Origin of the sequence: Enterobacter sp. PI-10, from assembly GCF_027947695.1 — a bacterium.
GTDB classification, from domain to species: domain Bacteria; phylum Pseudomonadota; class Gammaproteobacteria; order Enterobacterales; family Enterobacteriaceae; genus Enterobacter; species Enterobacter vonholyi.
Genome location: NZ_JAJNOG010000003.1, coordinates 255,241 through 279,412, shown reverse-complemented (window position 1 = coordinate 279,412; position 24,172 = coordinate 255,241). Strand labels below are relative to the sequence as shown.

24 protein-coding genes are annotated in these 24,172 nt (G+C 54.4%); 8 read left to right on the top strand and 16 right to left on the bottom strand.

Going from position 1 to position 24,172, the window contains the following annotated elements; genetic code table 11:
- Positions 1-2: 2 nt before the first annotated feature.
- The 4 genes from nuoC to lrhA all read right to left on the bottom strand — a co-directional run bounded on the left by nuoC (position 3) and on the right by lrhA (position 4,594).
- Entirely contained in the window at positions 3-1,805 is a 1,803-nt protein-coding gene (gene nuoC / locus LRM19_RS09750; protein WP_023312537.1) for an NADH-quinone oxidoreductase subunit C/D, read from the bottom strand.
- Positions 1,806-1,894: 89 nt separating this feature from the next.
- The gene (nuoB, locus tag LRM19_RS09745) at positions 1,895-2,569 is read right to left on the bottom strand and encodes an NADH-quinone oxidoreductase subunit NuoB (protein ID WP_003861482.1); all 675 of its coding nucleotides are present in this window, start codon (positions 2,567-2,569) and stop codon (positions 1,895-1,897) included.
- A gap of 15 nt (positions 2,570-2,584) precedes the next feature.
- Positions 2,585-3,025: an NADH-quinone oxidoreductase subunit NuoA gene (gene nuoA / locus LRM19_RS09740; RefSeq protein ID WP_014171000.1), complete on the bottom strand. Its 441-nt coding sequence runs from the start codon at positions 3,023-3,025 to the stop codon at positions 2,585-2,587.
- Between the two features lie 630 nt (positions 3,026-3,655).
- Entirely contained in the window at positions 3,656-4,594 is a 939-nt protein-coding gene (gene lrhA, locus LRM19_RS09735; RefSeq protein ID WP_111965271.1) for a transcriptional regulator LrhA, read from the bottom strand.
- A gap of 937 nt (positions 4,595-5,531) precedes the next feature.
- Here lrhA and alaA point away from each other — a divergent pair.
- Together alaA and yfbR are read left to right on the top strand one after the other, a co-directional pair.
- Complete coding sequence (gene alaA / locus LRM19_RS09730; protein WP_008500204.1) at positions 5,532-6,746, top strand: alanine transaminase AlaA; 1,215 nt, start codon at positions 5,532-5,534, stop codon at positions 6,744-6,746.
- 94 nt (positions 6,747-6,840) lie between these two features.
- Positions 6,841-7,440, top strand: a complete 600-nt coding sequence (gene yfbR / locus LRM19_RS09725) for a 5'-deoxynucleotidase (RefSeq protein WP_010433329.1) — start codon at positions 6,841-6,843, stop codon at positions 7,438-7,440.
- Positions 7,441-7,494: 54 nt separating this feature from the next.
- Here the strand turns inward: yfbR and LRM19_RS09720 are convergent, their stop codons facing one another.
- The 4 genes from LRM19_RS09720 to yfbV all read right to left on the bottom strand — a co-directional run bounded on the left by LRM19_RS09720 (position 7,495) and on the right by yfbV (position 11,115).
- On the bottom strand, positions 7,495-9,327 hold the full coding sequence (locus tag LRM19_RS09720) for an SLC13 family permease (RefSeq protein ID WP_271368591.1): 1,833 nt from the start codon (positions 9,325-9,327) through the stop codon (positions 7,495-7,497).
- 75 nt (positions 9,328-9,402) lie between these two features.
- Positions 9,403-10,062, bottom strand: a complete 660-nt coding sequence (locus LRM19_RS09715) for a sugar phosphatase (protein WP_115875897.1) — start codon at positions 10,060-10,062, stop codon at positions 9,403-9,405.
- 11 nt (positions 10,063-10,073) lie between these two features.
- Positions 10,074-10,568, bottom strand: a complete 495-nt coding sequence (locus LRM19_RS09710; RefSeq protein ID WP_023617380.1) for a YfbU family protein — start codon at positions 10,566-10,568, stop codon at positions 10,074-10,076.
- A gap of 91 nt (positions 10,569-10,659) precedes the next feature.
- Positions 10,660-11,115: a terminus macrodomain insulation protein YfbV gene (gene yfbV, locus LRM19_RS09705; protein WP_023312543.1), complete on the bottom strand. Its 456-nt coding sequence runs from the start codon at positions 11,113-11,115 to the stop codon at positions 10,660-10,662.
- 337 nt (positions 11,116-11,452) lie between these two features.
- On the opposite strand from yfbV, the gene ackA reads away from it, so the two are divergent.
- Both ackA and pta read left to right on the top strand, forming a co-directional pair.
- Positions 11,453-12,655, top strand: a complete 1,203-nt coding sequence (gene ackA / locus LRM19_RS09700; RefSeq protein ID WP_033146081.1) for an acetate kinase — start codon at positions 11,453-11,455, stop codon at positions 12,653-12,655.
- 76 nt (positions 12,656-12,731) lie between these two features.
- Positions 12,732-14,873 carry a phosphate acetyltransferase gene (pta, locus tag LRM19_RS09695; protein ID WP_271368583.1) on the top strand — a complete coding sequence of 714 codons (2,142 nt, stop codon included), beginning with the start codon at positions 12,732-12,734 and terminating at the stop codon, positions 14,871-14,873.
- Positions 14,874-14,945: 72 nt separating this feature from the next.
- Here the strand turns inward: pta and LRM19_RS09690 are convergent, their stop codons facing one another.
- The 5 genes from LRM19_RS09690 to LRM19_RS09670 form a co-directional block, all read right to left on the bottom strand.
- Entirely contained in the window at positions 14,946-15,899 is a 954-nt protein-coding gene (locus tag LRM19_RS09690) for a transketolase family protein (RefSeq protein WP_271368582.1), read from the bottom strand.
- Positions 15,892-16,722 (bottom strand): transketolase, encoded by an 831-nt coding sequence (locus LRM19_RS09685; protein WP_271368581.1) that lies wholly within the window; start codon positions 16,720-16,722, stop codon positions 15,892-15,894. The genes LRM19_RS09690 and LRM19_RS09685 overlap by 8 nt, the downstream gene beginning before the upstream one ends.
- Positions 16,719-18,110: a PTS ascorbate transporter subunit IIC gene (locus tag LRM19_RS09680; protein WP_115875900.1), complete on the bottom strand. Its 1,392-nt coding sequence runs from the start codon at positions 18,108-18,110 to the stop codon at positions 16,719-16,721. The genes LRM19_RS09685 and LRM19_RS09680 overlap by 4 nt, the downstream gene beginning before the upstream one ends.
- Positions 18,111-18,131: 21 nt before the next feature.
- Positions 18,132-18,404, bottom strand: a complete 273-nt coding sequence (locus tag LRM19_RS09675; RefSeq protein ID WP_271368578.1) for a PTS sugar transporter subunit IIB — start codon at positions 18,402-18,404, stop codon at positions 18,132-18,134.
- 80 nt (positions 18,405-18,484) lie between these two features.
- Positions 18,485-18,928: a PTS sugar transporter subunit IIA gene (locus tag LRM19_RS09670; protein ID WP_271368576.1), complete on the bottom strand. Its 444-nt coding sequence runs from the start codon at positions 18,926-18,928 to the stop codon at positions 18,485-18,487.
- Between the two features lie 234 nt (positions 18,929-19,162).
- Here LRM19_RS09670 and LRM19_RS09665 point away from each other — a divergent pair, with 234 nt between their 5' ends.
- Positions 19,163-20,182 carry a LacI family DNA-binding transcriptional regulator gene (locus tag LRM19_RS09665; RefSeq protein ID WP_127731794.1) on the top strand — a complete coding sequence of 340 codons (1,020 nt, stop codon included), beginning with the start codon at positions 19,163-19,165 and terminating at the stop codon, positions 20,180-20,182.
- 3 nt (positions 20,183-20,185) lie between these two features.
- On the opposite strand, the gene yfcD is transcribed toward LRM19_RS09665, so the two are convergent.
- The 3 genes from yfcD to yfcF are packed head-to-tail and all read right to left on the bottom strand — an operon-like array spanning position 20,186 to position 22,048.
- Complete coding sequence (gene yfcD, locus LRM19_RS09660; RefSeq protein WP_032641987.1) at positions 20,186-20,740, bottom strand: NUDIX hydrolase YfcD; 555 nt, start codon at positions 20,738-20,740, stop codon at positions 20,186-20,188.
- Positions 20,741-20,795: 55 nt separating this feature from the next.
- Entirely contained in the window at positions 20,796-21,347 is a 552-nt protein-coding gene (gene yfcE, locus LRM19_RS09655) for a phosphodiesterase (protein WP_271368572.1), read from the bottom strand.
- 56 nt (positions 21,348-21,403) lie between these two features.
- Positions 21,404-22,048, bottom strand: a complete 645-nt coding sequence (gene yfcF, locus LRM19_RS09650; protein ID WP_127731800.1) for a glutathione transferase — start codon at positions 22,046-22,048, stop codon at positions 21,404-21,406.
- Positions 22,049-22,188: 140 nt separating this feature from the next.
- Between yfcF and yfcG the strand changes: the two genes are divergently transcribed.
- The 3 genes from yfcG (at position 22,189) to LRM19_RS09635 (ending at position 24,169) form a co-directional block, all read left to right on the top strand.
- Positions 22,189-22,818: a GSH-dependent disulfide bond oxidoreductase gene (gene yfcG / locus LRM19_RS09645; protein ID WP_133294860.1), complete on the top strand. Its 630-nt coding sequence runs from the start codon at positions 22,189-22,191 to the stop codon at positions 22,816-22,818.
- 75 nt (positions 22,819-22,893) lie between these two features.
- Positions 22,894-23,262 carry a dihydroneopterin triphosphate 2'-epimerase gene (gene folX / locus LRM19_RS09640; protein WP_023312555.1) on the top strand — a complete coding sequence of 123 codons (369 nt, stop codon included), beginning with the start codon at positions 22,894-22,896 and terminating at the stop codon, positions 23,260-23,262.
- 13 nt (positions 23,263-23,275) lie between these two features.
- The gene (locus LRM19_RS09635) at positions 23,276-24,169 is read left to right on the top strand and encodes a TIGR01777 family oxidoreductase (RefSeq protein ID WP_271368569.1); all 894 of its coding nucleotides are present in this window, start codon (positions 23,276-23,278) and stop codon (positions 24,167-24,169) included.
- Positions 24,170-24,172: the final 3 nt, after the last annotated feature.

Below are 24,172 nucleotides of genomic sequence, written 5' to 3'. Positions count from 1 at the left end.
AATTAGCGATCCACATCTGACATAACAAAATCGATACTACCCAGATACACAATCAGGTCAGAGACCAGACTGCCGCGGATGGCGGACGGGATCTGCTGCAGGTGCGCAAAGCTCGGCGTACGCACGCGGGTACGGTAGCTCATGGTGCTGCCGTCACTGGTCAGGTAGTAACTGTTAATACCCTTGGTCGCTTCAATCATCTGGAAGGATTCTTGCGCCGGCATGACCGGACCCCAGGAAACCTGCAGGAAGTGGGTGATCAGGGTTTCGATATGTTGCAGCGTGCGCTCTTTCGGCGGTGGCGTCGTCAGCGGGTGATCCGCCTTGAACGGGCCTTCCGGCATGTTGTTGAGGCACTGCTCAAGGATGCGCAGACTCTGGCGCAGCTCTTCCACTTTAAGCATCACGCGGGTGTAGCAGTCGGAAACACCGCCGCCCACCGGGACTTCAAAGTCGAAGTTCTCGTAGCCAGAGTAAGGACGGGCTTTACGCACGTCGAAATCAATACCGGTCGCACGCAGACCTGCACCTGTTGTCCCCCACTCCAGCGCTTCTTTCGCGCCGTAGGCAGCAACGCCCTGGGAACGGCCTTTCAGGATGGTGTTACGCAGCGCGGCTTTCTCGTAAGACGCCAGACGTTTTGGCATCCAGTCGAGGAATTCACGCAGCAAACGGTCCCAGCCGCGCGGCAGATCGTGTGCCACACCGCCGATACGGAACCAGGCCGGGTGCATACGGAAACCGGTAATCGCTTCCACCAGATCGTAGATTTTCTGACGGTCGGTAAAGGCGAAGAAGACCGGGGTCATCGCGCCGACGTCCTGAATGAACGTGGAGATGTACAGCAGGTGGCTGTTGATACGGAACAGTTCTGACAGCATAACGCGAATCACGTTAACGCGATCCGGCGTAACGATACCCGCCAGTTTCTCAACGGCCAGCACGTATGGCATCTCGTTGACGCAGCCGCCGAGGTACTCGATACGGTCGGTATACGGAATGTAGCTGTGCCAGGACTGACGCTCGCCCATCTTCTCAGCACCACGGTGGTGGTAGCCGATGTCCGGAACGCAGTCGACAATCTCTTCGCCATCAAGCTGAAGAATAATACGGAATGCACCGTGCGCAGACGGATGGTTTGGACCGAGGTTGAGGAACATGAAGTCCTCGTTGTCGGTACCGCGCTTCATGCCCCAGTCTTCCGGTTTGAAGGTCAGCGCTTCCATCTCCAGGTCCTGCTTGGCTTTGGTCAGCTCAAACGGATCGAATTCGGTAGCACGTGCCGGGTAGTCTTTACGCAGCGGGTGGCCGGTCCAGGTCTGCGGCATCATGATGCGCGTCAGGTGCGGGTGGCCGTCAAAGGTCATGCCGAACATTTCCCAGGTTTCACGCTCGTACCAGTTGGCGTTCGGGAAAAGTTTGGTGATCGTCGGCAGATGCATGTCGTTTTCAGACAATGCCACCTTGAGCATGATATCCGTATTACGGTCTATTGAGATCAGGTGGTAGAAAACGGAAAAATCCGCAGCAGGGAGACCCTGGCGGTGCGTTCTGAGACGTTCATCCATGCCGTGTAAGTCAAACAGCATGACGTACGGTTTTGGCAATTTCTTGAGGAAATCGACAACTTCCAGCAATTGTTCACGCTTCACCCAAACAACGGGTACCCCGGTGCGGGTAGCCTGAACAGTAAAGGCATCCGGCCCAAAACGGTTGCGCAGTTCGCCAATGACTGGGTCGTCCAGATGATCTCGGGTCTGCCAGGCGGCTTCTTGCGCGGTTAAGTCGGTCATATTGTTCACCATTGCAAATGGTCCGTGGTGACTGTTGAGCCTGGCTTCGCGCTATTTGAGTAGTGATATGCGAAGGTGTTCTCCAGGCCTACAGGCGCAATTTAAATTTCGTCAGGCGTACGCAGATTGGTGACGGCAATACGTTCACCACGTTTACGCTCGCGCTCAGACTGCATGTTCGCGCGATACACACCCTGATCGCCAACAACCCACGACAGTGGGCGACGTTCTTTACCGATAGACTCCTGCAGCAGCATCAATGCCTGCATGTAAGCTTCCGGACGTGGCGGGCAACCCGGGATGTACACATCCACTGGGATAAATTTATCTACGCCCTGTACGACGGAATAGATGTCGTACATACCGCCAGAGTTAGCACATGCCCCCATGGAGATAACCCATTTAGGCTCCAGCATCTGGTCATAAAGACGCTGAATAACAGGTGCCATTTTGGTAAAGCACGTACCGGCTACCACCATCAGGTCAGCCTGACGTGGGGAAGCACGCAGTACCTCTGCCCCAAAACGCGCAACGTCATGCACCGCAGTGAATGACGTCACCATTTCAACGTAGCAGCAAGAAAGGCCAAAGTTGTAAGGCCAGATGGAGTTCTTACGACCCCAGTTGACCATATCGTGCATGGCATGTTCGAGTTTGCCCATGTACACGCTTTTATTGACTTCTTGCTCCAGGGGGTCGGTTACGATCTCCTGTTTTTGCAGGGGGTAACGGTCATTCTCACCGTTAGGATCTATGCGGGTGAGCGTATAATCCATCTTATTGCCTCGCTGTTACTGCTGACGATTAGAGATACTGTTTTCCGGGTTGATGTGTTCACGACGTGAACGCGCAGGCGTCCAGTCAAGCGCGCCAATACGCACCAGATAAACCAGACCGGCCAGTAGCACTAAAATGAAAATTGCGGCCTCGACAAAGCCTACCCAACCACTTTCGCGGATGGACGTTGACCATGCGAAAAGGTAAAGCGCTTCCACGTCGAAGATGACGAAGAACATGGCTACCAGATAGAACTTGGCAGACAGGCGTAAGCGAGCGGAACCTACTGAATCAATACCTGATTCGAAAGGTGTGTTTTTGTGCCTTGCACGGGCGCGACCGCCCAGGAACCAGCCGCCGACTAACATCAGGCAGCACAGGCCAATGGCTACAATAAGAAAGATTGCGAATGCCCAGTGATGAGCGATGACTTCTGTGGATGTTGACATACTCATTGCTTACTCATCAAAAGTGATACCAACGACACTGCTCTTGCTGGCAGATGGGCATCACATCGATTCATGGGGAGGAACAAATAACCTTACACTAACTGTCAGAAATGAGACGTAGACAGCAAAATGATGGGGTTTTTTACTCCTTTCTATAACCTATTGTCAACTTTAACAAAGGTTTCTTCACATTAAATTACATCGAGCGATTCTCATTAACATTTGGTGCCCTTTAACCCTGGTGGGTGCATGACTTTCCGTCAAATGTATGTTGTTGAATCGTGTCCGTTTCGGAAGTAAAAAAAATAACCCTCCTATTTTGACAGGATTTGCCAACGATTCCTCCCCCCAAATAGGAGTATTTTCTTGATCTGTGACACGCTTTTGTTAATTCAACCAGGAAAACGGCAACATATTTCCTGTTTTTTTAACATGAGAGGGATATGGATGAAGTTAGAACGGAAAACGGACAATATGTAAGCAAAATCATTTAGCTTATTGATAAATATAGAGTATCCTGAAAATCCATATGCTATAAGCGGATATTATTGCAAAAAAAAAGCCACTGCATGCGAAAATCACACGAGTGGCCTTTTTTTACACTTACATTTTGTTACCAGAATTTTGAGCAGGCGATCACTCAAAATCCCCTTCAACGATCAGGGAATCATCCCCCCCTTCGGAGGTAACGCGCTCGAACTGCCACGGGTTATGGTAGTTTTCCATCGCGTCGAACACCACCTTTGCCAGCTCGTTATGGCTGGACGAATTGTGGCAGAGCAGATATTCCGTATCCGGCAGCGCAGGCAGGCCATCGGATTTTCCCAGAACGCGCAGATCGGGGCTCATCATCTCTACCGGACGCGCCGTTACACCCAGACCGGCCTTCACGGCTGCACGGACCGCTGGCAACGTGGAAGCCACATACGCCAGACGCCACGGAATGTTGGCCTCATTCAGCGCCGTGAGCACCATATCACGGAACGGGCTCGGGTCATCCAGTAAGACCAGTGGCACCGGTTCCCCTTTTTGCAGCACGTATTCGGCTGCGCAATACCAGTGCGTAGGCGATGTACGCAGCGTCAGGCAATCAAACTGCCCGGGACGATGCGTAGTCACCACCAGGTCGACTTTATTCTCATTTAACATCTCAACCATAAAAGCATTACGCTTTACGCTAACGTCCAGTGCAAGCTTCGGATAAACCGAACTGATACGATTGAGAAGAAACGGCAATATTGTATCCGCTGACTCATCAGATGCGCCTAACGTTAGCACCCCTTGTAGGTTGCTAAACATTAATGACATACATGCTTCATCATTAAAGCGAAGAATTTTCCTGGCATAACCCAGAAGCTGAATACCGTGTTCCGTTAAGAGCTTATTACGCCCATGACGCGCAAAAAGCTCTTTACCAACCAGTTGCTCCAGCCGCTGCATTTGCTGGCTGACGGCGGACTGAGTTCGGCAAACGGCGGCAGCAGCTGCTGCAAAAGTGTTGAGATCGGCGACCGCAACAAACGTTCTCAGCAGATCGAGGTCGAGATTCATTATCGGACGATTTGCATTTATCATATCTATTCACTTTCAGGTTGCTCGTGCGGAGCTGCCCGGGTTGAAGCTGTGTGTAACAGTTAAGCAATTCCCTCTGAAGGTTTTCCCTCGCATCCCGGCCCGGCAGACTGCCTGACAGATAGTTATTGTGCTGCTTTATATCAACAGTCAGAAAGCACGTTTCATGACGTTATTTTTATTCTCTTAAACGTTCAGGATATTTAGATGTTCGCAGGTTTATGTAAATTACATTAAAGGTATAACACCTTTTCTGCCATCTTTATCGCAGCGCTGTCAACGTAGCAGGAGATGTTCGACACATTCCAGCCAGAGATAACTCCAACAATAACAATCAATTAATTCGGAAAATCAGTTACAGATATACAAAAACCGTGTATCTGCCCCCTGCTTTCCTGTAAGACATCTTAACCCAAATCCACTTTATTTATAAGTCTTATTGCAATATTGAGGATTAAAGAAGAATGTTAAGCTTCTAAACTAATTTTATTAAAATTAACTAAAGTTGCATTTTATAGGTTAATAATAAATAAATTTTAATTTAGATTAAGACCATTCATTAATGGCACTTAACATTAATTTCACATGAGTAACTTTTAGCCACATTATGCTTTTACAGGAACATTCCTCAAGCATTCAGGATTTACGAAAAGTCACTCAGGGTGATTGCTACCGTCGTCCGGCTCACCACTTATTTTATTCAGCACAATATACAGTATTTTGACAAATTAATAGCACATTCGCCCCATCCTGGTACCGTAAGTGCAACTTTAAGCCAGTATAAAAGCGAATGTGCAGCGAAAAAGATTTATCAATTTTTTGCTGCCGGCACAAAATCTTCTACTGCACACCCTTCAAAACGAAGCGAGGGGGGAGTACATTATTCCGTGCTGACTTCCACGGCAGGGAGTGGCAATAATAGCGAAAAGGTTAAAGGTTCATGTCCCCTATCGAAAAATCCAGCAAGCTAGATAACGTCTGTTATGACATCCGCGGCCCGGTTCTGAAAGAGGCAAAACGCCTTGAAGAGGAAGGCAATAAGGTTCTTAAACTCAACATTGGTAACCCTGCGCCATTTGGTTTTGAAGCGCCGGATGAAATTCTGGTTGATGTGATCCGCAACCTTCCTACTGCACAAGGCTATTGCGATTCAAAAGGACTTTACTCCGCACGTAAAGCTATCATGCAACACTACCAGGCACGCGGCATGCGTGATGTTACCGTTGAAGATATTTATATTGGCAACGGCGTCTCCGAACTGATCGTGCAGGCGATGCAGGCGCTGCTGAACAGCGGTGACGAAATGCTGGTTCCCGCACCGGACTATCCGCTGTGGACGGCTGCAGTATCCTTGTCCAGCGGTAAGGCCGTGCACTATCTTTGCGACGAGTCCTCCGACTGGTTCCCGGACCTCGATGATATTCGCGCAAAAATCACGCCCCGCACGCGCGGCATCGTGATCATTAACCCGAACAATCCAACGGGTGCGGTATACTCAAAAGAGCTGCTGATGGAGATCGTCGAGCTCGCCCGCCAGCACAACCTGATCATCTTTGCCGACGAAATTTACGACAAGATCCTGTACGACGCGGCACAGCACCACTCAATCGCAGCGCTGGCCCCGGATCTGCTGACCGTCACCTTTAACGGCCTGTCTAAAACCTACCGCGTGGCCGGTTTCCGTCAGGGCTGGATGGTATTAAACGGTCCGAAAAAGCACGCCAAAGGCTATATTGAAGGGCTGGAGATGCTGGCCTCCATGCGTTTATGTGCCAACGTTCCGGCGCAGCACGCAATCCAGACGGCGCTGGGTGGTTATCAGAGCATTAGCGAGTTCATCGTGCCCGGTGGACGCCTGTACGAACAGCGTAACCGCGCGTGGGAGCTGATCAACGATATTCCGGGGGTTTCCTGCGTGAAGCCGAATGGGGCGCTCTATATGTTCCCGAAAATTGACGCGAAGCGCTTCAATATTCACGATGATCAGAAAATGGTGCTTGATTTCCTGCTGCAGGAAAAAGTGCTGCTGGTCCAGGGCACGGCGTTTAACTGGCCGTGGCCGGATCATGTGCGTATCGTGACGCTGCCGCGCGAAGATGACCTCGAAATGGCCATCAGCCGCTTTGGTCGCTTCCTCTCTGGATACCATCAGTAATCTTAAAATCAGGCTACTTCGGTAGCCTGATTTGCATCTTCCCTCCCCTCCCCGCACAATGAACGCCTGTCGCAGTGAAGACAAAAGGTATCCTATGAGTCAGAGTCATTTCTTTGCCCACCTCTCCCGCCTGAAACTCATCAACCGCTGGCCGCTGATGCGCAACGTGCGCACAGAGAACGTGTCAGAGCACAGCCTGCAGGTTGCCATGGTCGCTCACGCGCTGGCCGCCATTAAAAACCGCAAATTCAACGGTCAGGTCAATGCAGAGCGCATTGCCCTGCTGGCGATGTACCACGATGCGTCAGAAGTGCTGACCGGCGACCTGCCTACGCCGGTGAAATATTTCAACTCGCAAATTGCGCAGGAATATAAGGCCATCGAGAAGATTGCCCAGCAGAAGCTGATCGACATGGTGCCGGATGAGTTGCGCGACATCTTTGAGCCGCTCATCGATGAGCATCAGTACACGGAAGATGAAAAGTCGCTGGTCAAACAGGCCGACGCGCTCTGCGCCTATCTGAAGTGTCTCGAAGAGCTGTCTGCAGGGAATAACGAATTTTTACTGGCAAAAACGCGCCTGGAAAAAACGCTGGAATCCCGCCGCAGCGAAGAGATGGATTATTTTATGCAGGTGTTCGTACCGAGCTTCCATTTATCGTTGGATGAGATCAGTCAGGATTCGCCGTTGTAATTTTTCGCCGGGTGGCGGCTTCGCCTTACCCGGCCTACGTTTCTGCGCTCACGCTTAAAACGGGAACAGGACCGGTATCAATACCACGCACACCACCATCACCAGCACGGTGAACGGCACGCCCAGCTTCACGAAATCGCTGAACTTATAATTCCCGGGCCCCAGCACCAGCGTGTTCACCGGTGAAGAGACCGGCGTCATAAATGCCGCGGAAGCGGCCATCGCCACCATCATCGCAAACGGGTACGGCGATACGCCCATGGACTTTGCCATCGCCAGCGCGATAGGCGCCATCAGTACCGCCGTCGCGGTGTTGGAGATAAACAGACCGATGGTGGCGCACATGATAAACAGGCAGACCATCATCATGTACGGCCCATACCCGCCGCCGACGTCCATTAAGCCTTTAACGATCAGATCCACGCCACCGGTTTTTTGCAACGCCAGGGCGAAAGGCATCATCCCGACGATGAGAATAATGCTCGGCCAGTGAACGGCTTTATAGGCGCTTTCGGCGTCAATACAGCGGAATTTACCCATCAACAGGCAGGCGATGATTGCCGCGACCGGATTGGGAATTTCATCGGTCAGCATCAGCGCCACCATCAGCACCAGACAAAAAATAGCGTGAGGCGCCTGGCTGTGCGCAGGCGACGCGTCGCTCTCCTCAACAGGCATGTTGAGCACCACAAAATCACGCCCTTTTTGCCCGAGCTGGCTTATCAGCTTCCAGTTACCGACAACCAGGAAGATGTCGCCCAGCAGGATCGGCTCATCAACTACCGCCCCTTCCATCGCCACGCCATCACGCTTCAGCCCCACGACGTTCAGGCCATAGCGGGTACGGAATCCCATTTCCCGCACGGTTTTACCCAACAGTTCTGACTCCGGGATCAGCGACACCTCGGCCATGCCGACATCCAGCGCCTGATCGGAGAAATACTCCCCGCGAAGCACCATAGGTTCCAGCAGCTGTTCGCTGCAAAAATCGCGCAGATCCACGTCCGCGGTGGACATATCAATCAGCAGTACGTCACGCGCGCGGAATTCCGACACCCCGTTGACGTTAACAATCACTCGACGAAAACGTCGCCAGCGCTCTACGCCAATCACATTCGCGCCATAGCGCTCACGCAGTTTCAGATCATCAAGCCGCTGCCCAACCATCGGCGAGCCAGGGCGAATAGCCAGACGGCGCGCGCGCCCGGTAAGGCGGTACTCTTTAATCAAATCGCGGAAGGTGCGTCGCTTCCATCCTTCTTTATTTTTGTCCTGTTTTTCACCGTTAAGGGCAAAACGGGTCATCAGCATGTAGACCACGCCCATTACAAGAATAACCAGCCCAAGCGGGGTGACGCTGAAAAAACTGAAGCCCTCAAATCCTTCCCGGATCAGCTCGCTGTTGACGACCAGGTTCGGCGGCGTTGCCACCAGCGTCATCATTCCGCTGATCAAACCGGCGAAACTCAGGGGCATCATCAGGCGCGACGGCGAGCTCTGCATCCGCATGGAAACGCTCAACACCACTGGGATGAAGATGGCGACCACGCCCGTGGAGCTCATAAACGCCCCCAGTCCGGCGACGGTCACCATCAGGTAGATCAGCATTTTGGTTTCGCTGCTGCCCGCCACTTTCACTAGCCACGACCCCACAATGGTCGCCACGCCGGTGCGCACCAGCCCATCACCAATAATAAACAGGGCTGCAATCAGGATAACGTTGGGATCGCTAAACCCGGAGAAGGCTTCCGGCAGCGTGAGCGTACCGCTCAGCACAAACGCGACGATGACAAACAAGGCGACGGCGTCCATGCGTACCTTGCCCGTTGCAAAAAGAAGGATGGCGATTAAAAGCAGGCTCAGGACCCAAATCAGTTCACCGTTCACAACATGTCCTTGTCAGTGGGAGATGAGAAATTTTGCCATAAAAAAGCCCCATCAGCGTGGGGCTATATCATGGGTTTACATTTTTAGCGAGACGGTTACAACGCCATCAGAGGCTTTCGAAACAGCCAGTGCCGTCAGGGAATCGAGCACCAAATCTGCCTCCTCCAGGCGGGGAGATCCCGCCGGAACGTTAACGGCGATGACGTGGCTCCCTGCGTTCAGCCCGGCCAGTACGCCAGCCGCCGCATCTTCCACCACCACGCACTCTGCCGGGTCGAGGCCCAGCAGTTCAGCGCCCAGTAAAAATGCATCAGGCTCCGGTTTACCCCGCTTCACGCGCTCCGCCGTAATAAACACGTCAGGCGTCGGCAACCCTGCCGCCTTGTGTCGGGCGTGGGCAACCGGTACGGAACCGGAGGTGACGATAGCCCACGGGATCTGCGCCTCGTTCAAATGCTCAAGCAGTTCGCGCGCGCCCGGTAATGCGGTGATGCCGTCAGTATCGGTGGCTTCAATATGCTCCAGGTATTTGAACTCCGCCTGAATTTCGTCCTCAGTGCGTCCGGCCAGGAAGTGCCGTAGCGAGGTAATGGCCTGTTTGCCATGGATAAAATTCAGCACGTCCTGATGGTCGATGCCATGTCTGTCAGCCCAATGGCACCATGAACGCTCAACAACCGGCAGCGAGTCCACCAGCGTACCGTCCAGATCAAACAGAAAACCTCTACACTGCACACGCACCTCCGTCAGGCATTAATGATTTGTTGAATTTCGTTGCTGCTTAAATGGTACTGACGCGGACAGGCATGCCACGCGCTCAGCATGCGCTGATACTTATCCCACATCGGGGTCTGCGCGTTGAAGCCGTGGGTGCCCGCGTCAAAGTGGGTATAACGCCCTTCAGTATTCACCATAAAACGAACATAGCTCAGATAACGCGCTTCCGTTGCGGCATCAAAGCCTAAGAAAGTGACGCGACGCTCGTCAATGGACTGCCGATCTTTGAGATTCGTCCATGACACGTGCAGAGCGTGATACATCTCCATAATATCGATCACGATGCGGCAGGTTTCTTCTTTCAGCTCGCCAAACTCGCGGTCCAGTTCACGCATTTGCAAACCAAAGCCGCGTTCGACGATGGTTTGCAGGCGGCTGTAGCGCGCAGCGTTATCGGGATCAAGCATAGTCATCATCTTGTACTGGTTAGACAAAATCAGACGTTGAGCATGGGTCATTTCCATCTTTCGACTCCTGTAGCGCATTGCACTTAAAAAAAAGACACGGTAACTGATTGTTACTGTGCCCTCTTTTCGTCGTCGTTTCGATGATCAATCACAAATCATCGAGGAATGTTTTATCCAGTTGCTTAAAAGCACGCTTTAACGTGTCCGCCAGCGCCTGGTAATCCGGCTTGCCTTCAACCGGGGCGAGCGCCTGCCCGGCCTCTTCCAGCTTACCGCGCACTTCATAAAACCAGTGTAAAATAGAAGGTGGAAGTGGCGTGATGGACCGTTTACCTAACCACCACAGGCCCTGCATAGGCAGGCTTAATGCGAAGAGCGCCGTGGCGACGGCAGGTCCAAGCTGCCCACCCAGCGCAATCTGCCAGCACAGCGTAAAGACAGCGACAGGCGGCATAAAGCGAATCGCATAGCGCGTGGCGCGGATGGTGCGATTCTCAATAAACATCGGCGCAAGGCGCTTTTCCATTGGCCACGTCTTTGCGTAATGCTGTCCCCGACGAAACAGACTGAAGAAATTTACGGACGGGTTCTCTGGTGTCGACATGGCTGTACCTCAACTTCACATATAAAAATTAAAATTTTCGTGCAAAACCACAACAAGCTATGACAACGTTCAAAATATTTTGTCATCTCTACCCCGTATCGGGTATCCTGTGCCAGCCTGATAGGGCCATAGACGAGAATCATTAGCTCGTCAAATTATTGCATATTATGCCATTGGCTGAAAATTGTGCAAAATGGCATAAAATCATAGTTATTTCTTCCATCATGCCACAATGTTCGTTTGGCATGATGTTAATCATAAATGTCCGAGTCATCATGCGTTACGCTGTTAGACTCACTGACGTTTTTTTAGCCACGTATCAATAATAGGTACTTCCATGTCGAGTAAGTTAGTACTGGTTCTGAACTGCGGTAGCTCCTCACTGAAATTCGCCATCATCGATGCGCTCAACGGTGACGAATACCTCTCTGGTTTGGCCGAATGTTTCCATCTGCCTGAAGCACGTATCAAGTGGAAGATGGACGGCAGCAAACAAGAAGCGGCTTTAGGTGCAGGCGCCGCTCACAGTGAAGCGCTGAACTTTATCGTTAACACTATTCTGGCACAAAAACCAGAACTGTCTGCTCAGCTGACTGCGATTGGTCACCGTATCGTCCACGGCGGCGAAAAATACACCAGCTCCGTTGTCATCGACGAATCTGTGATCCAGGGCATCAAGGACTCTGCGTCCTTCGCACCGCTGCACAACCCGGCTCACCTGATCGGTATCGCTGAAGCACTGAAATCCTTCCCGAATCTGAAAGACAAAAACGTGGCCGTATTCGATACCGCGTTCCATCAGACCATGCCGGAAGAGTCTTACCTCTATGCCCTGCCATACAGCCTGTACAAAGAACATGGCGTACGTCGTTACGGCGCGCACGGCACCAGCCACTTCTATGTGACTCAGGAAGCCGCAAAAGTCCTGAACAAGCCGGTTGAAGAACTGAACATCATCACCTGCCACCTGGGCAACGGTGGTTCTGTTTCGGCTATCCGCAACGGTAAATGTGTTGATACCTCCATGGGTCTGACCCCGCTGGAAGGTCTGGTGATGGGTACCCGTTCCGGTGACATCGACCCGGCGATCATCTTCCACCTGCACGACACCCTGGGCATGAGCGTTGACCAGATCAACAAAATGCTGACGAAAGAGTCTGGCCTGCTGGGTCTGACCGAAGTCACCAGCGACTGCCGTTACGTTGAAGACAACTACGCAGAGAAAGAAGACGCTAAACGTGCAATGGACGTTTACTGCCACCGTCTGGCGAAGTACATCGGCTCTTACACTGCGCTGATGGACGGTCGTCTGGACGCGGTTATCTTCACCGGTGGTATCGGTGAGAACGCGGCAATGGTTCGTGAACTGTCCCTGGGCAAACTGGGCGTTCTGGGCTTCGACGTTGATCACGAGCGTAACCTGGCTGCCCGCTTCGGCAAGTCTGGCTTCATCAACAAAGAAGGCACCCGCCCTGCTCTCGTTATCCCAACTAACGAAGAGCTGGTCATCGCGCAAGACGCGCACCGCCTGACTGCCTGATTCCACACCGCCAGCAATGCTGGCGGTGCTGTTTTGTAACCCGCCCAATTGCGGCGGTAACGAAAGAGGATAAACCGTGTCCCGTACTATTATGCTGATCCCTACCGGAACCAGCGTCGGCCTGACCAGCGTCAGCCTTGGTGTGATCCGTGCTATGGAACGCAAAGGCGTTCGTCTGAGCGTCTTTAAGCCAATCGCCCAGCCACGTGCCGGGGGCGATGCGCCAGACCAGACAACCACCATCGTGCGCAAAAACTCCAATCTGCCAGCGGCCGAACCGCTGAAGATGAGCCACGTTGAATCTCTCCTCTCCAGCAACCAGAAAGACGTGCTGATGGAAGAGATCATCGCCAACTACCATGCTAACGCGCAAGACGCGGAAGTGGTGCTGGTAGAAGGTCTGGTTCCAACCCGCAAACATCAGTTTGCTCAGTCTCTGAACTTTGAAATCGCGAAAACCCTGAACGCAGAGATCGTTTTCGTGATGTCTCAGGGCACCGACACCCCAGAGCAGCTGAACGAGCGTATCGAGCTGACACGCAGCAGCTTCGGCGGCGCGAAAAACACCAACATCACCGGCGTGATCGTCAACAAGCTGAACGCGCCAGTGGATGAGCAGGGCCGTACTCGCCCTGACCTGTCCGAGATCTTCGACGACTCTTCCAAAGCGAAAGTCATCAAAGTTGACCCGGCTAAGCTGCAGGAATCCAGCCCGCTTCCGGTTCTGGGCGCGGTGCCATGGAGCTTCGATCTGATTGCCACCCGTGCAATCGATATGGCGCGCCACCTTAACGCCACCATCGTTAACGAAGGTGACATCAACACTCGCCGCGTGAAGTCAGTAACCTTCTGTGCGCGCAGCATTCCGCACATGCTGGAACACTTCCGCGCAGGTTCCCTGCTGGTGACCTCCGCAGATCGTCCAGACGTGCTGGTTGCAGCGTGCCTGGCCGCGATGAACGGTGTAGAAATCGGTGCGATCCTGCTGACCGGTGCCTACGAGATGGACCCGCGCGTGAGCAAGCTGTGCGAACGCGCGTTCGCCACCGGCCTGCCGGTCTTCATGGTGAACACCAACACCTGGCAGACCTCCCTGAGCCTGCAGAGCTTCAACCTGGAAGTGCCGGTTGATGACCACGAGCGTATCGAGAAAGTTCAGGAATACGTTGCGGGCTACATCAACGCAGACTGGATCGAATCCCTGACTGCGACCTCCGAGCGCAGCCGTCGTCTGTCTCCTCCAGCATTCCGTTACCAGCTGACCGAGCTGGCGCGCAAAGCGGGCAAACGCGTTGTTCTGCCAGAAGGCGATGAACCACGTACCGTTAAAGCAGCGGCTATCTGTGCAGAGCGCGGCATCGCGACCTGTGTGCTGCTGGGTAACCCGGATGAGATCAACCGCGTAGCGGCATCTCAGGGCGTTGAGCTGGGCGCTGGCATCGAAATCGTTGACCCAGAAGTGGTTCGCGAAAGCTACGTTGCCCGTCTGGTTGAGCTGCGTAAGAGCAAGGGCATGACCGAAGCCGTTGCGCGCGAGCAGCTGGAAGACAACGTAGTGCTGGGCACGCTGATGCTGGAGCAGGACGAAGTTGACGGTCTGGTTTCCGGTGCGGTTCACACCACAGCGAACACCATCCGTCCACCGCTGCAGCTGATCAAAACCGCGCCAGGCAGCTCTCTGGTTTCTTCCGTGTTCTTCATGCTGCTGCCTGAACAGGTTTACGTTTACGGCGACTGCGCGATCAACCCGGATCCAACCGCAGAACAGCTGGCCGAAATCGCTATCCAGTCCGCGGACTCTGCGATTGCCTTCGGTATCGAACCGCGCGTAGCGATGCTCTCCTACTCCACCGGTACCTCAGGTGCAGGTAGCGACGTAGAAAAAGTGCGTGAAGCGACCCGTATTGCGCAGGAAAAACGTCCTGATCTGATGATCGACGGCCCGCTGCAGTACGACGCCGCGGTTATGGCTGACGTTGCGAAATCTAAAGCGCCGAACTCGCCGGTTGCAGGCCGCGCTACCGTGTTCATCTTCCCGGATCTGAACACCGGTAACACCACCTACAAAGCGGTGCAGCGTTCTGCCGACCTGATCTCCATCGGGCCGATGCTGCAGGGCATGCGCAAACCTGTGAACGACCTGTCTCGTGGCGCACTGGTAGACGATATCGTTTACACCATCGCGCTGACGGCTATCCAGTCTTCGCAGCAGCAGTAATGTTAAAAAGCCCGGTGGCGCTAGCGCTTACCGGGCAAGAAAGGCGACCACTTAACCGGTCGCCTTTTTTATTTACAGCAGCTCGCGCGCCGCCGATACAATGTCATGTGCCGTCAGGCCATACTCTTTCTGCAGAAAATCCTGCGTCCCCACCTGGCCATAACGCTCCTTAACGCCCACCCGCCGCATCGGCACCGGGCAGGTTTCCACCAGCACTTCCGCCACCGCCGACCCGAGGCCGTTGTGAATGCTGTGGTTTTCACAGGTGACGATGCGCCCGGTCTTCTCGGCGTAGTTTTTCACCAGCATCCGGTCGATAGGCTTCAGGGTAAACATGTCGATGACCGCCGCGCTGATGCCCTCCTGCTCAAGGTGGCGCGCGGCTTCCAGCGCTTCCGACACCATGATGCCGTTGGCAATCAGGGTAATATCGGTTCCTTCGCGCAGCACGTTGCCTTTGCCGATTGTGAAGGTTGAGCCAGGCGCATACACGCTCGGTGCCTGCTTACGGATGGTCCGCACCCAGTAGAAGCCGTCGAGATCGATAAGCTGTCGCAGCACGTCCTCGAACATCACCGCGTCGGTGACCTCCAGCACCACCGAATGCGCCAGCCCGCGCACGATGCCCATATCCTCAAACGACATATGCGTTCCGCCGTTGTGGCAGGCCGTCACGCCCGCGTCTGAAGCAATCACCTTCACGTTGTTTCGCTGATAGTCCAGAGACATAAACAGCTGGTCAAAACAGCGGCGGCTGGCAAAGGCGGTGAAGGTGTGAACGAACGGCTTGCGTCCGGTAAGCGACAGCCCCGCCGCCGTGCCGATGACGTTGGCCTCCATAATGCCGCAGTTAATCACGTGCTGCGGATAATCTCGCGCTACGCCGTCCATCGCCATCGAGCTCATCAGGTCTGCTTCGAGCGCAATGATGTCACTTCCGGCCTCAATCTGTTTTGCCACGAAGCCAGCGTAGACCTTACGCATCTCAACGGCGTCTTTCTGTCCTGCCGGTGCAACCTTAATCATGTGAAGCCTCCAGTTGGCGAATCGTCTCGTTGAGGGCCGCTTTGCTCTCCGCGGTCAATCGCAGGTGGTGCGAGTTGCTGAGCTGCTCCAGATACGGCACCCCCTGGCCTTTGATGCTGTCGAGGATGACGACTAACGGACGCGAATCGGCTGCCCGGATCCGCGACGTCACTGCCAGCAGACCCGGAATGTCGTCCCCCTTCACCGTCGCCACGTCAAAGCCAAAGGCGCGGAATTTCCCCTCCAGGTCGAACGCGCTGATGATCTCGTCCAGCTCGCCGTCGAGCTGCTGTTTGTTCCAGTCGACAAATACCGTCAGGTTGTTCAGGCGATGGTGGGCAATAAACTGGAATGCTTCCCAGCACTGCCCCTCGTTCAGCTCGCCGTCGCCGACGATGCAGAAGACCCGATTCGGTCGCCCGACCAGCCTGTGCGACAGCGCCATACCGCCGGCGATGGAAATCCCCTGTCCCAGCGAACCGGTGGTAGCATCTACGCCGCGCGTTTTCAGGCGGTCCGGGTGGCTCGGCAGGCGCGTGCCGTTCTGGTTCAGCGTGCTCAGCTCTTCCACCGGGAAGTAGCCCTTGATCGCCAGCGTGCTGTAGAGCGCCGGGCCCGCATGGCCTTTCGACAGAACAAAATAGTCTCGCTCCGGCCAGTCCGGATCCGCCGGGTCGATTTTCATCACCGCGCCGTAGAGCACGGCCAGCGTTTCAACCACCGACATGCTGCCGCCGTAGTGTCCAAAGCCCAGCTGCGTCAGCGACTTCAGCGTCTCAAGACGGATCTGACGCGCGAGTTCGGTTATCTCTTTCTCATTCATGATTTGGCTCCGGTGTTTTCCTGCGCGTTACCGCCTGCAGGTTTGTTTTTCGCGAAGATGTTGTACGCCACCAGCAGCGCAAACAGCGCCACGACCAGCCCGGTGATGGCCAGCGGCGACAGGAAGCGCGCCAGGTTGCCGAGCACAATCCCGACCGCGCCGAAGTCGGCGTCCGAGAAGGTGGTGTTGGCAAAACCAATGGCGCCCAGTACCGGCAGCAACAGGACCGGCAGGAAGGTAATCAGCAGGCCGTTGGCAAACGCACCGATCATCGCCCCGCGACGTCCACCGGTGGCGTTACCGAACACTCCCGCCGTTGCGCCGGTGAAGAAGTGCGGCACGACGCCCGGGAGGATCAGCACCCAGCTAAACTGACCGCAGATGAACAACCCCACAATCCCGCCGAGGAAGCTGAACAGGAAGCCAATCAGCACCGCGTTTGGCGCATAGGGGTACACCACCGGGCAGTCCAGCGCAGGACGCGCGTTCGGCACCAGTTTCTCCGAGAAGCCGGTAAAGGCCGGGACGATTTCTGCCAGAATCAGGCGTACGCCCTGCAGGATAATGAACACCCCCGCCGCAAAGGTGATTGCCATGATGATGGCGTAGACGAGGTAGTTCTGGCCGGCGCTGAAGGTAGCCTCGACGTACTCGCGCCCGGCGCTCACCGCCATGATCAGGTAGATAATCATCATGGTCAGGGAAATGGAGATCGAGCTGTCGCGCAGGAAGCTCAGATTCTTCGGCAGGTTCATCTCTTCGGTTGAGCGGGAGCCTTTGCCGACCTTGCTGCCAATCCAGCCCGACAGCACGTAGCCCAGCGTGCCAAAGTGGCCGAAGGCAATCTCATCGTTGCCGGTAATGCGCTTCATGTAGCGCTGCGCAATCGCCGGGAAGAAAGCCATGATCAGGCCGAGGATCAGCGAGCCGGTAAAGACCAGACCCACGCCCTCAAAGCCTGCTACCGTCAGGATCACGCCAATCATGCACGCCATGTAAAACGTGTGGTGCCCGGTCAGGAAGATGTACTTCAGGCGAGTAAAGCGCGCGACGATAATATTCGCCACCATGCCGAAGGCCATAATCAGCGCGGTCGCTGCACCGTATTTTTCCAGCGCAATGGAGACAATCGCTTCATTGTTTGGAATAATGCCCTGAATCGTAAAGGCGTGTTCGAACATACCGCCTAACGGATTTAATGACCCGACCAGCACAGTGGCGCCGCCGCCCAGCACAATAAAGCCCAGAATAGTTTTAATGGTTCCTTTCACCACGTCCGAAAACGCTTTTTTCTGCGCAACCAGACCAATAAGCGCAATTAAACCGACCAGCACCGAAGGGACTTTTAAAATATCAACAACGAAATTCAGCGTTTCAAGGATAAACATATCCACCTCGCCTTATCAGGGTTATTGTGTTTCGAACCAGGCGCGCAGCTGCGCTTCAAGTTCGTTGATGTCGATGATGTTGTTGATCACCACCAGCTGGCTTTCCGGCACGCTGGCGCTGGCCGCAATGTCTTTTGCCATCACGAACAGATCGGCCGCGCCCGGCGTGGCCGAGGAGAGATCGGAATGTTCAACCTCAGCCTCAATCTCCAGCTTTTTGAGCACCTTTTTTATATTCATTTCGACCATAAAACTGCTGCCCAGGCCAGAACCGCAAATAGCCATGATTTTCATTGTTGTCCCCTTATTTTGAGTAGAGTACGCCCCATCACGCTGACGCGTAATGTTGTGAAAAACCGGATTAAAGAATTAAATCAGAAGCGGTTAATAATCGTTTTAATTTCCTCCCGCGTATTCACCTGATGCAGTTCGGCCATATCGGTATCGCTGGAAAATAACTCTGCCAGCGACGAGATCATCTCGATATGGCTATTTTTGTCGGGTGCCGCGAGCATAATAATGACGTCGACAGGGTCAAACTCACCGGCACCAAACGAGACGCCCTGTTTTAGTTTTAATAACGACAACCCCAGTCCTTTGGCGCCTTCCTCCGGCCGCGCATGCGGCATCGCCAGCCCTGGTGCCAGCACATAATAAGGTCCTAACGTGTGGTGCTGCTGGATGATGGCCGTGACGTATTCAGGCTCAATCACCTGCAAATCCAGCAGCGGCTTCGCGCACAGCTCCAGCGCCTGCGGCCAGTTTTCCACGCTCTCCTGCAGCGTGATGGTTGTATCATATATCCATTTTTTGAGCACTTTTCACTCCCGCGACACGCTTAAGATGAGCAAACTTTATTCAACGCATCACTGATTGACTGCGATCGCGATCACAAAGATAGCGCTACCAATCGTTATCATGCAGAAATGTGATAGCGCTATCAAATTGCAATCACGTTGCTAAATCACAGCAAAAAAAGGGATTTAAGGCGTATACTGCCTGTCACGTGAAACGAAGGAAAATAAGAACGCGTCTGGTCAGCAGGAAGGTGTATGTCTCTAACCCGAAAACGGCGCAGTACTGGTAAAGTGACACTCGCCGATGTCGCACAGCTTGCCGGTGTGGGCACGATGACCGTGTCCCGTGCGCTTCGCACGCCCGAGCAGGTTTCCGATAAACTACGAGAAAAAATTGAAGCTGCCGTGCAGGAGCTGGGTTATATGCCTAATCTTGCCGCCAGTGCCCTGGCCTCGGCGTCGTCATGGACGATAGCCATGGTGGTGCCCAACCTCTCCGAAGCAGGCTGCTCGGAGATGTTCGCCGGGCTACAGCAGGTGCTGCAGCCTGCCGGGTATCAGATCATGCTGGCTGAGTCCCAGCATCGTCTTGAGCAGGAGGAGAAACTGCTGGAGACGCTGCTGGCGTCGAACATTGCCGCCGCTATCCTGCTCAGCGTTGAACATACCGATACCGTTCGCCACTGGCTGAAAAACGCCTCCATTCCGGTGATGGAGATGGGTGCCATGCGCGCCGACCCGATTGATATGAATATCGGGATTGATAACGTAGCGGCCATGTATGAGCTCACGGAAATGGTGATTAAGCGCGGCTACCAAAATATTGGCCTCCTGTGCGCCAACCAGGAGCAGTGGATTTTCCAGCAGCATCTGCAGGGCTGGTACAAGGCCATGCTTCGCCACCATATGTCGCCGAACCGGGTCATTAACGCGGCGATGCCGCCGAGCTTCTCGACCGGCGCGGCGCAGCTGCCTGAATTCCTGCTGGCGTGGCCGGAGCTGGATGCGTTGGTGTGCGTCTCTGACGAGCTGGCCTGCGGCGCGCTATACGAGTGCCAGCGCAGGCGAATCAAAGTGCCGGACGATCTGGCAGTGGTAGGGTTTGGCGATAGCGACGTGAGCCGCGTCTGTCAGCCGCCGCTGACGACGATGGCGGTGCCGCATCGTAAGATTGGAGTTGAAGCCGGGAAAGCACTACTGGAGCGACTGAATGGCGGCGACTGGCGCGATCAAAAGCCCATCGCGTCCAGTCTGTGTCTGAGAGAGAGTTGCTGAAGCTTACTCAGCCTCTTCCTCTTTCTCTGATTTGGTCGATTCGTTTTTGGCGTTGCGGGTCATCCACAGCGCCAGCGCTTTTAATGAATCCGGCGTAAACTCGTCGCAACGCGCGGTAATTTCTTCCGGCGTCATCCAGCAGACTTCACTCACCTCTTCTTCCTGCAGGGCAAACGGGCCGTGAGAAACGCAGCTAAACAGCCCGCCCCAGACGCGACAGTTTTCGTCTTCGAAATAGAACTGACCGTGCTCGGCAAACGGCACACCGGCGATACCTAGCTCTTCTTCTGCTTCTCGACGCGCGGAATCCAGCAGCACTTCATCTGCCTGGACAACCCCGCCTGCGGTGGCATCCAGCATACCCGGGAGAAAATCTTTGGTGTCCGTACGGCGCTGGACCAGAATTTTGCCCATACCGTCATGCACAACGATGTACGTTGCACGGTGACGCAGACGCTCCGCACGCATTTGTTCGCGGCTGGCCTGCGCGATCACTTCATTCTCTTCGCTGACAATGTCAACCCACTCTGTACTTGCCAAATGACTCTGCTCCACCATCGGGAAACCTTCTCTTCTAAGCGCTCTTTCGGCGCGTTTGCAGTTGAGGTGTAACTTACGGATTAATCGCTACCTGCGCAATAACTTGCTGATCATTAAGTGCGATAACGCTCAGGGTATTTCCTTCCAGCATGCCGTAGCTCGCAGGATATCCGCCTTTTGGGAGGCTAACCGAGCCCGGATTAAAGTGATAAATCTCACCGCGTTTTTCCGCAACCGGAATATGAGTATGACCGTAAACCAGGACATCGCCAGCCGCGAGCGCCGGGAGATTATCCGGGCTAAAAAGATGCCCGTGCGTCAGGAACAGGCGGCTTTGTTCCAGCAGCACCTGCTGCCACGGCGCGGTAAGGGGAAAATGCAGCAGCATCTGGTCCACTTCGCTGTCGCAGTTGCCGCGAACGGCGATGATGCGCGAGGCGTACGGGTTGAGCTTTTCCGCGACCTGCGCAGGGTCATAGCCTTCCGGCAGCGCGTTGCGCGGGCCGTGATTCAGCACGTCGCCCAAAATAATCAGCCACTGCGCACCGCTTTGTGCAAACAGGGAAAGGACACGCTCGGTTGCGGGCAGCGATCCATGGATATCCGACGCAAACATCAGTTTCATCAGTCACTCCTCGGTAAAACAGACTGCCCCCATCATACCTTAAGCGTCCGGGCTTATCAGCCCGCGCGCTTAGCCGAGAGTGCCACATAGCGCTGCACGGAGGCACGCTGCCACTGAAACGCAGCATAATCCACCAGCAGCTGCGGCACCTCATCACCGTTGAGGATCAGGCGGTTTAGCATCAACGCCAGATCGGCGTCGGCAATGCACCACTCGCCAAAAAGATTCGGGTTGCCATGGGCAAGCAGCGAGGTGGCGGTTTCAATCAGTTTCTTCGCGCTTTCTACACCTTCTGCGCTCAGCGCCGGCTTTTTCACCCCGGCAAACACAACGTCCGTCGAGCGTTCGACGCGAATCGGCACCAGATCGCTACGCAGCCACGCCTGGATCTGCCGCGCCCGCGCGCGCTTTTGCAGATCGTGAGGATAGATACGTTCCCACTCCGGGGGGGCGAACCGATCTTCCAGATACTCATCGATCGCCGACGATTCGCTCAGGGCAAAACCGTCAATCTCCAGCACCGGCACGCGTCGGGTCAGGTCGTAACCCTGCCACTGTGGTTTGAGATGTTCACCGCCGTCGAGATCAACGGTCTTCAGCGTAAAGGTGAGCCCTTTTTCGGCCAGCGCAACGTATACGCTCATAACATAGGGAGAAAAGAAATTCGCATCGGACCACAACGTGATGACGGGCTGGTTCATAACATCCTCATAGGCTGATCGGTTTTTACTCAACATATAATCTCTTTGCCTCGCTGTCACTTGATGAAAACTCACGATTTACAACAACCACCTATACTCATTTGTCATGGCACCACTATTCGCATGGACAGGAGTTGAGAATGATCGACCTTTATTACGCCCCTACCCCAAACGGCCATAAGATCACCCTCTTTCTTGAAGAAGCCGAGCTGGATTACAGGATCATTCGCGTGGATATCAGCAAAGGCGAACAGTTCAGCCCTCTCTTTCTGGCTATCTCGCCGAATAATAAAATCCCGGCCATTATTGATAACCAGCCGGCGGACGGGGGCAGACCATTGAGCCTGTTTGAATCCGGTGAAATTTTGCTCTATCTGGCGGAGAAAACCGGCAAGCTGCTGAGCGGCGAACTGCGCGAGCGTCACCATACCCTGCAATGGCTTTTCTGGCAGGCAAGCGGGCTGGGCCCCATGCTGGGACAAAATCATCATTTTACCGCTTACGCCCCGCAGCCTATTCCTTACGCGATAGAACGCTATCAGGTTGAGACTCAACGACTCTATGACGTTCTGAACCGTCGGCTGAAGAAAACGCCGTGGCTCGGGGGCGATCATTACAGTATTGCCGATATCGCCTGCTGGCCGTGGGTGAATACGCATGAAAAACACCGCATTGACCTGGCCGCTTTCCCGGCGGTGAACAACTGGTTTGAGCGCATCCGGACCCGCCCGGCGACCGAGCGGGCGATGCAAAAAATCCAGCAAATTTAACCCGGTATGAGGCTGGGTGCCTGTGAAGCTCTCATGTATTATGGGCAGGAAATACTGACACGGAGAAGACCTGCAATGTCACAGCCAGACGCTATTATTCGCATAAAAAATTTACGCCTGCGTACCTTCATCGGCATCAAAGAGGAAGAGATCGCCAACCGTCAGGATATTGTCATTAACGTGGTAATTCACTACCCCGCAGACAAAGCGCGGGCCAGCGAAGACATCAACGACGCGCTGAACTACCGCACAATCACCAAAAACATCATCCAGTACGTTGAGAATAACCGCTTTTCTCTGCTGGAAAAATTAACTCAGGATGTGCTCGATATCGCACGCGAACATCACTGGGTCACTTATGCTGAAGTTGAGATCGATAAACTTCACGCCCTGCGCTATGCCGACTCCGTCTCCATGACGTTAAGCTGGCGGCGCCAGGCGTAAACCTGGAGGTTGTATGAAGATTTTGCTGACCGGCGGTACAGGCCTGATTGGTCGTCACCTCATTGCGCGTCTGCAGGCCATGCACCATGACATCACTGTAGTCACGCGCAGCCCGGAGAAAGCGCGCCAGGTGCTGGGGGCAGGCGTTGATATCTGGAAAAATCTGGCCGAGCAGCAAAATCTGGACGGCTTCGACGCCGTCATTAACCTCGCGGGTGAACCCATCGCCGATAAGCGCTGGACGGAAGAGCAAAAACAGCTGTTGTGCAGCAGCCGGTGGAATATTACCGAAAAGCTGGTCGAGCTGATCCGCAATAGCCCCACGCCACCTTCAGTGCTGATTTCGGGTTCCGCAGTGGGCTATTACGGCGATCTTGGCGAGGTGGTTGTAACCGAGGAAGAGCCGCCCCATAATGAGTTTACCCATAAGCTCTGCGCCCAGTGGGAGCGTATCGCCTGCGCGGCGCAGAGCGATCGGACCCGCGTCTGCCTGCTGCGGACCGGTGTCGTTCTCGCGCCGAAAGGCGGCATTCTGGCGAAGATGCTTCCCCCTTTCCGGCTCGGACTCGGTGGCCCCATCGGTAATGGTCGTCAGTACCTGGCCTGGATCCATATCGACGATATGGTCAACGGGATTCTCTGGCTGCTGGATAACGATCTGCGCGGGCCGTTCAATATGGTTGCGCCGTATCCGGTGCGCAATGAACAGTTTGCCCACGCGCTGGGGCATGCCCTGCACCGTCCGGCAATTTTGCGCGTGCCTGCGACGGTTATTCGCCTGATGATGGGTGAAGCGTCTGTTCTGGTATTAGGCGGGCAGCGGGCACTGCCCAAACGGCTGGAAGCGGCCGGGTTTGCGTTCCGCTGGTATGAATTAGAAGAGGCGCTGGGGGATGTGGTGCGGTGAATA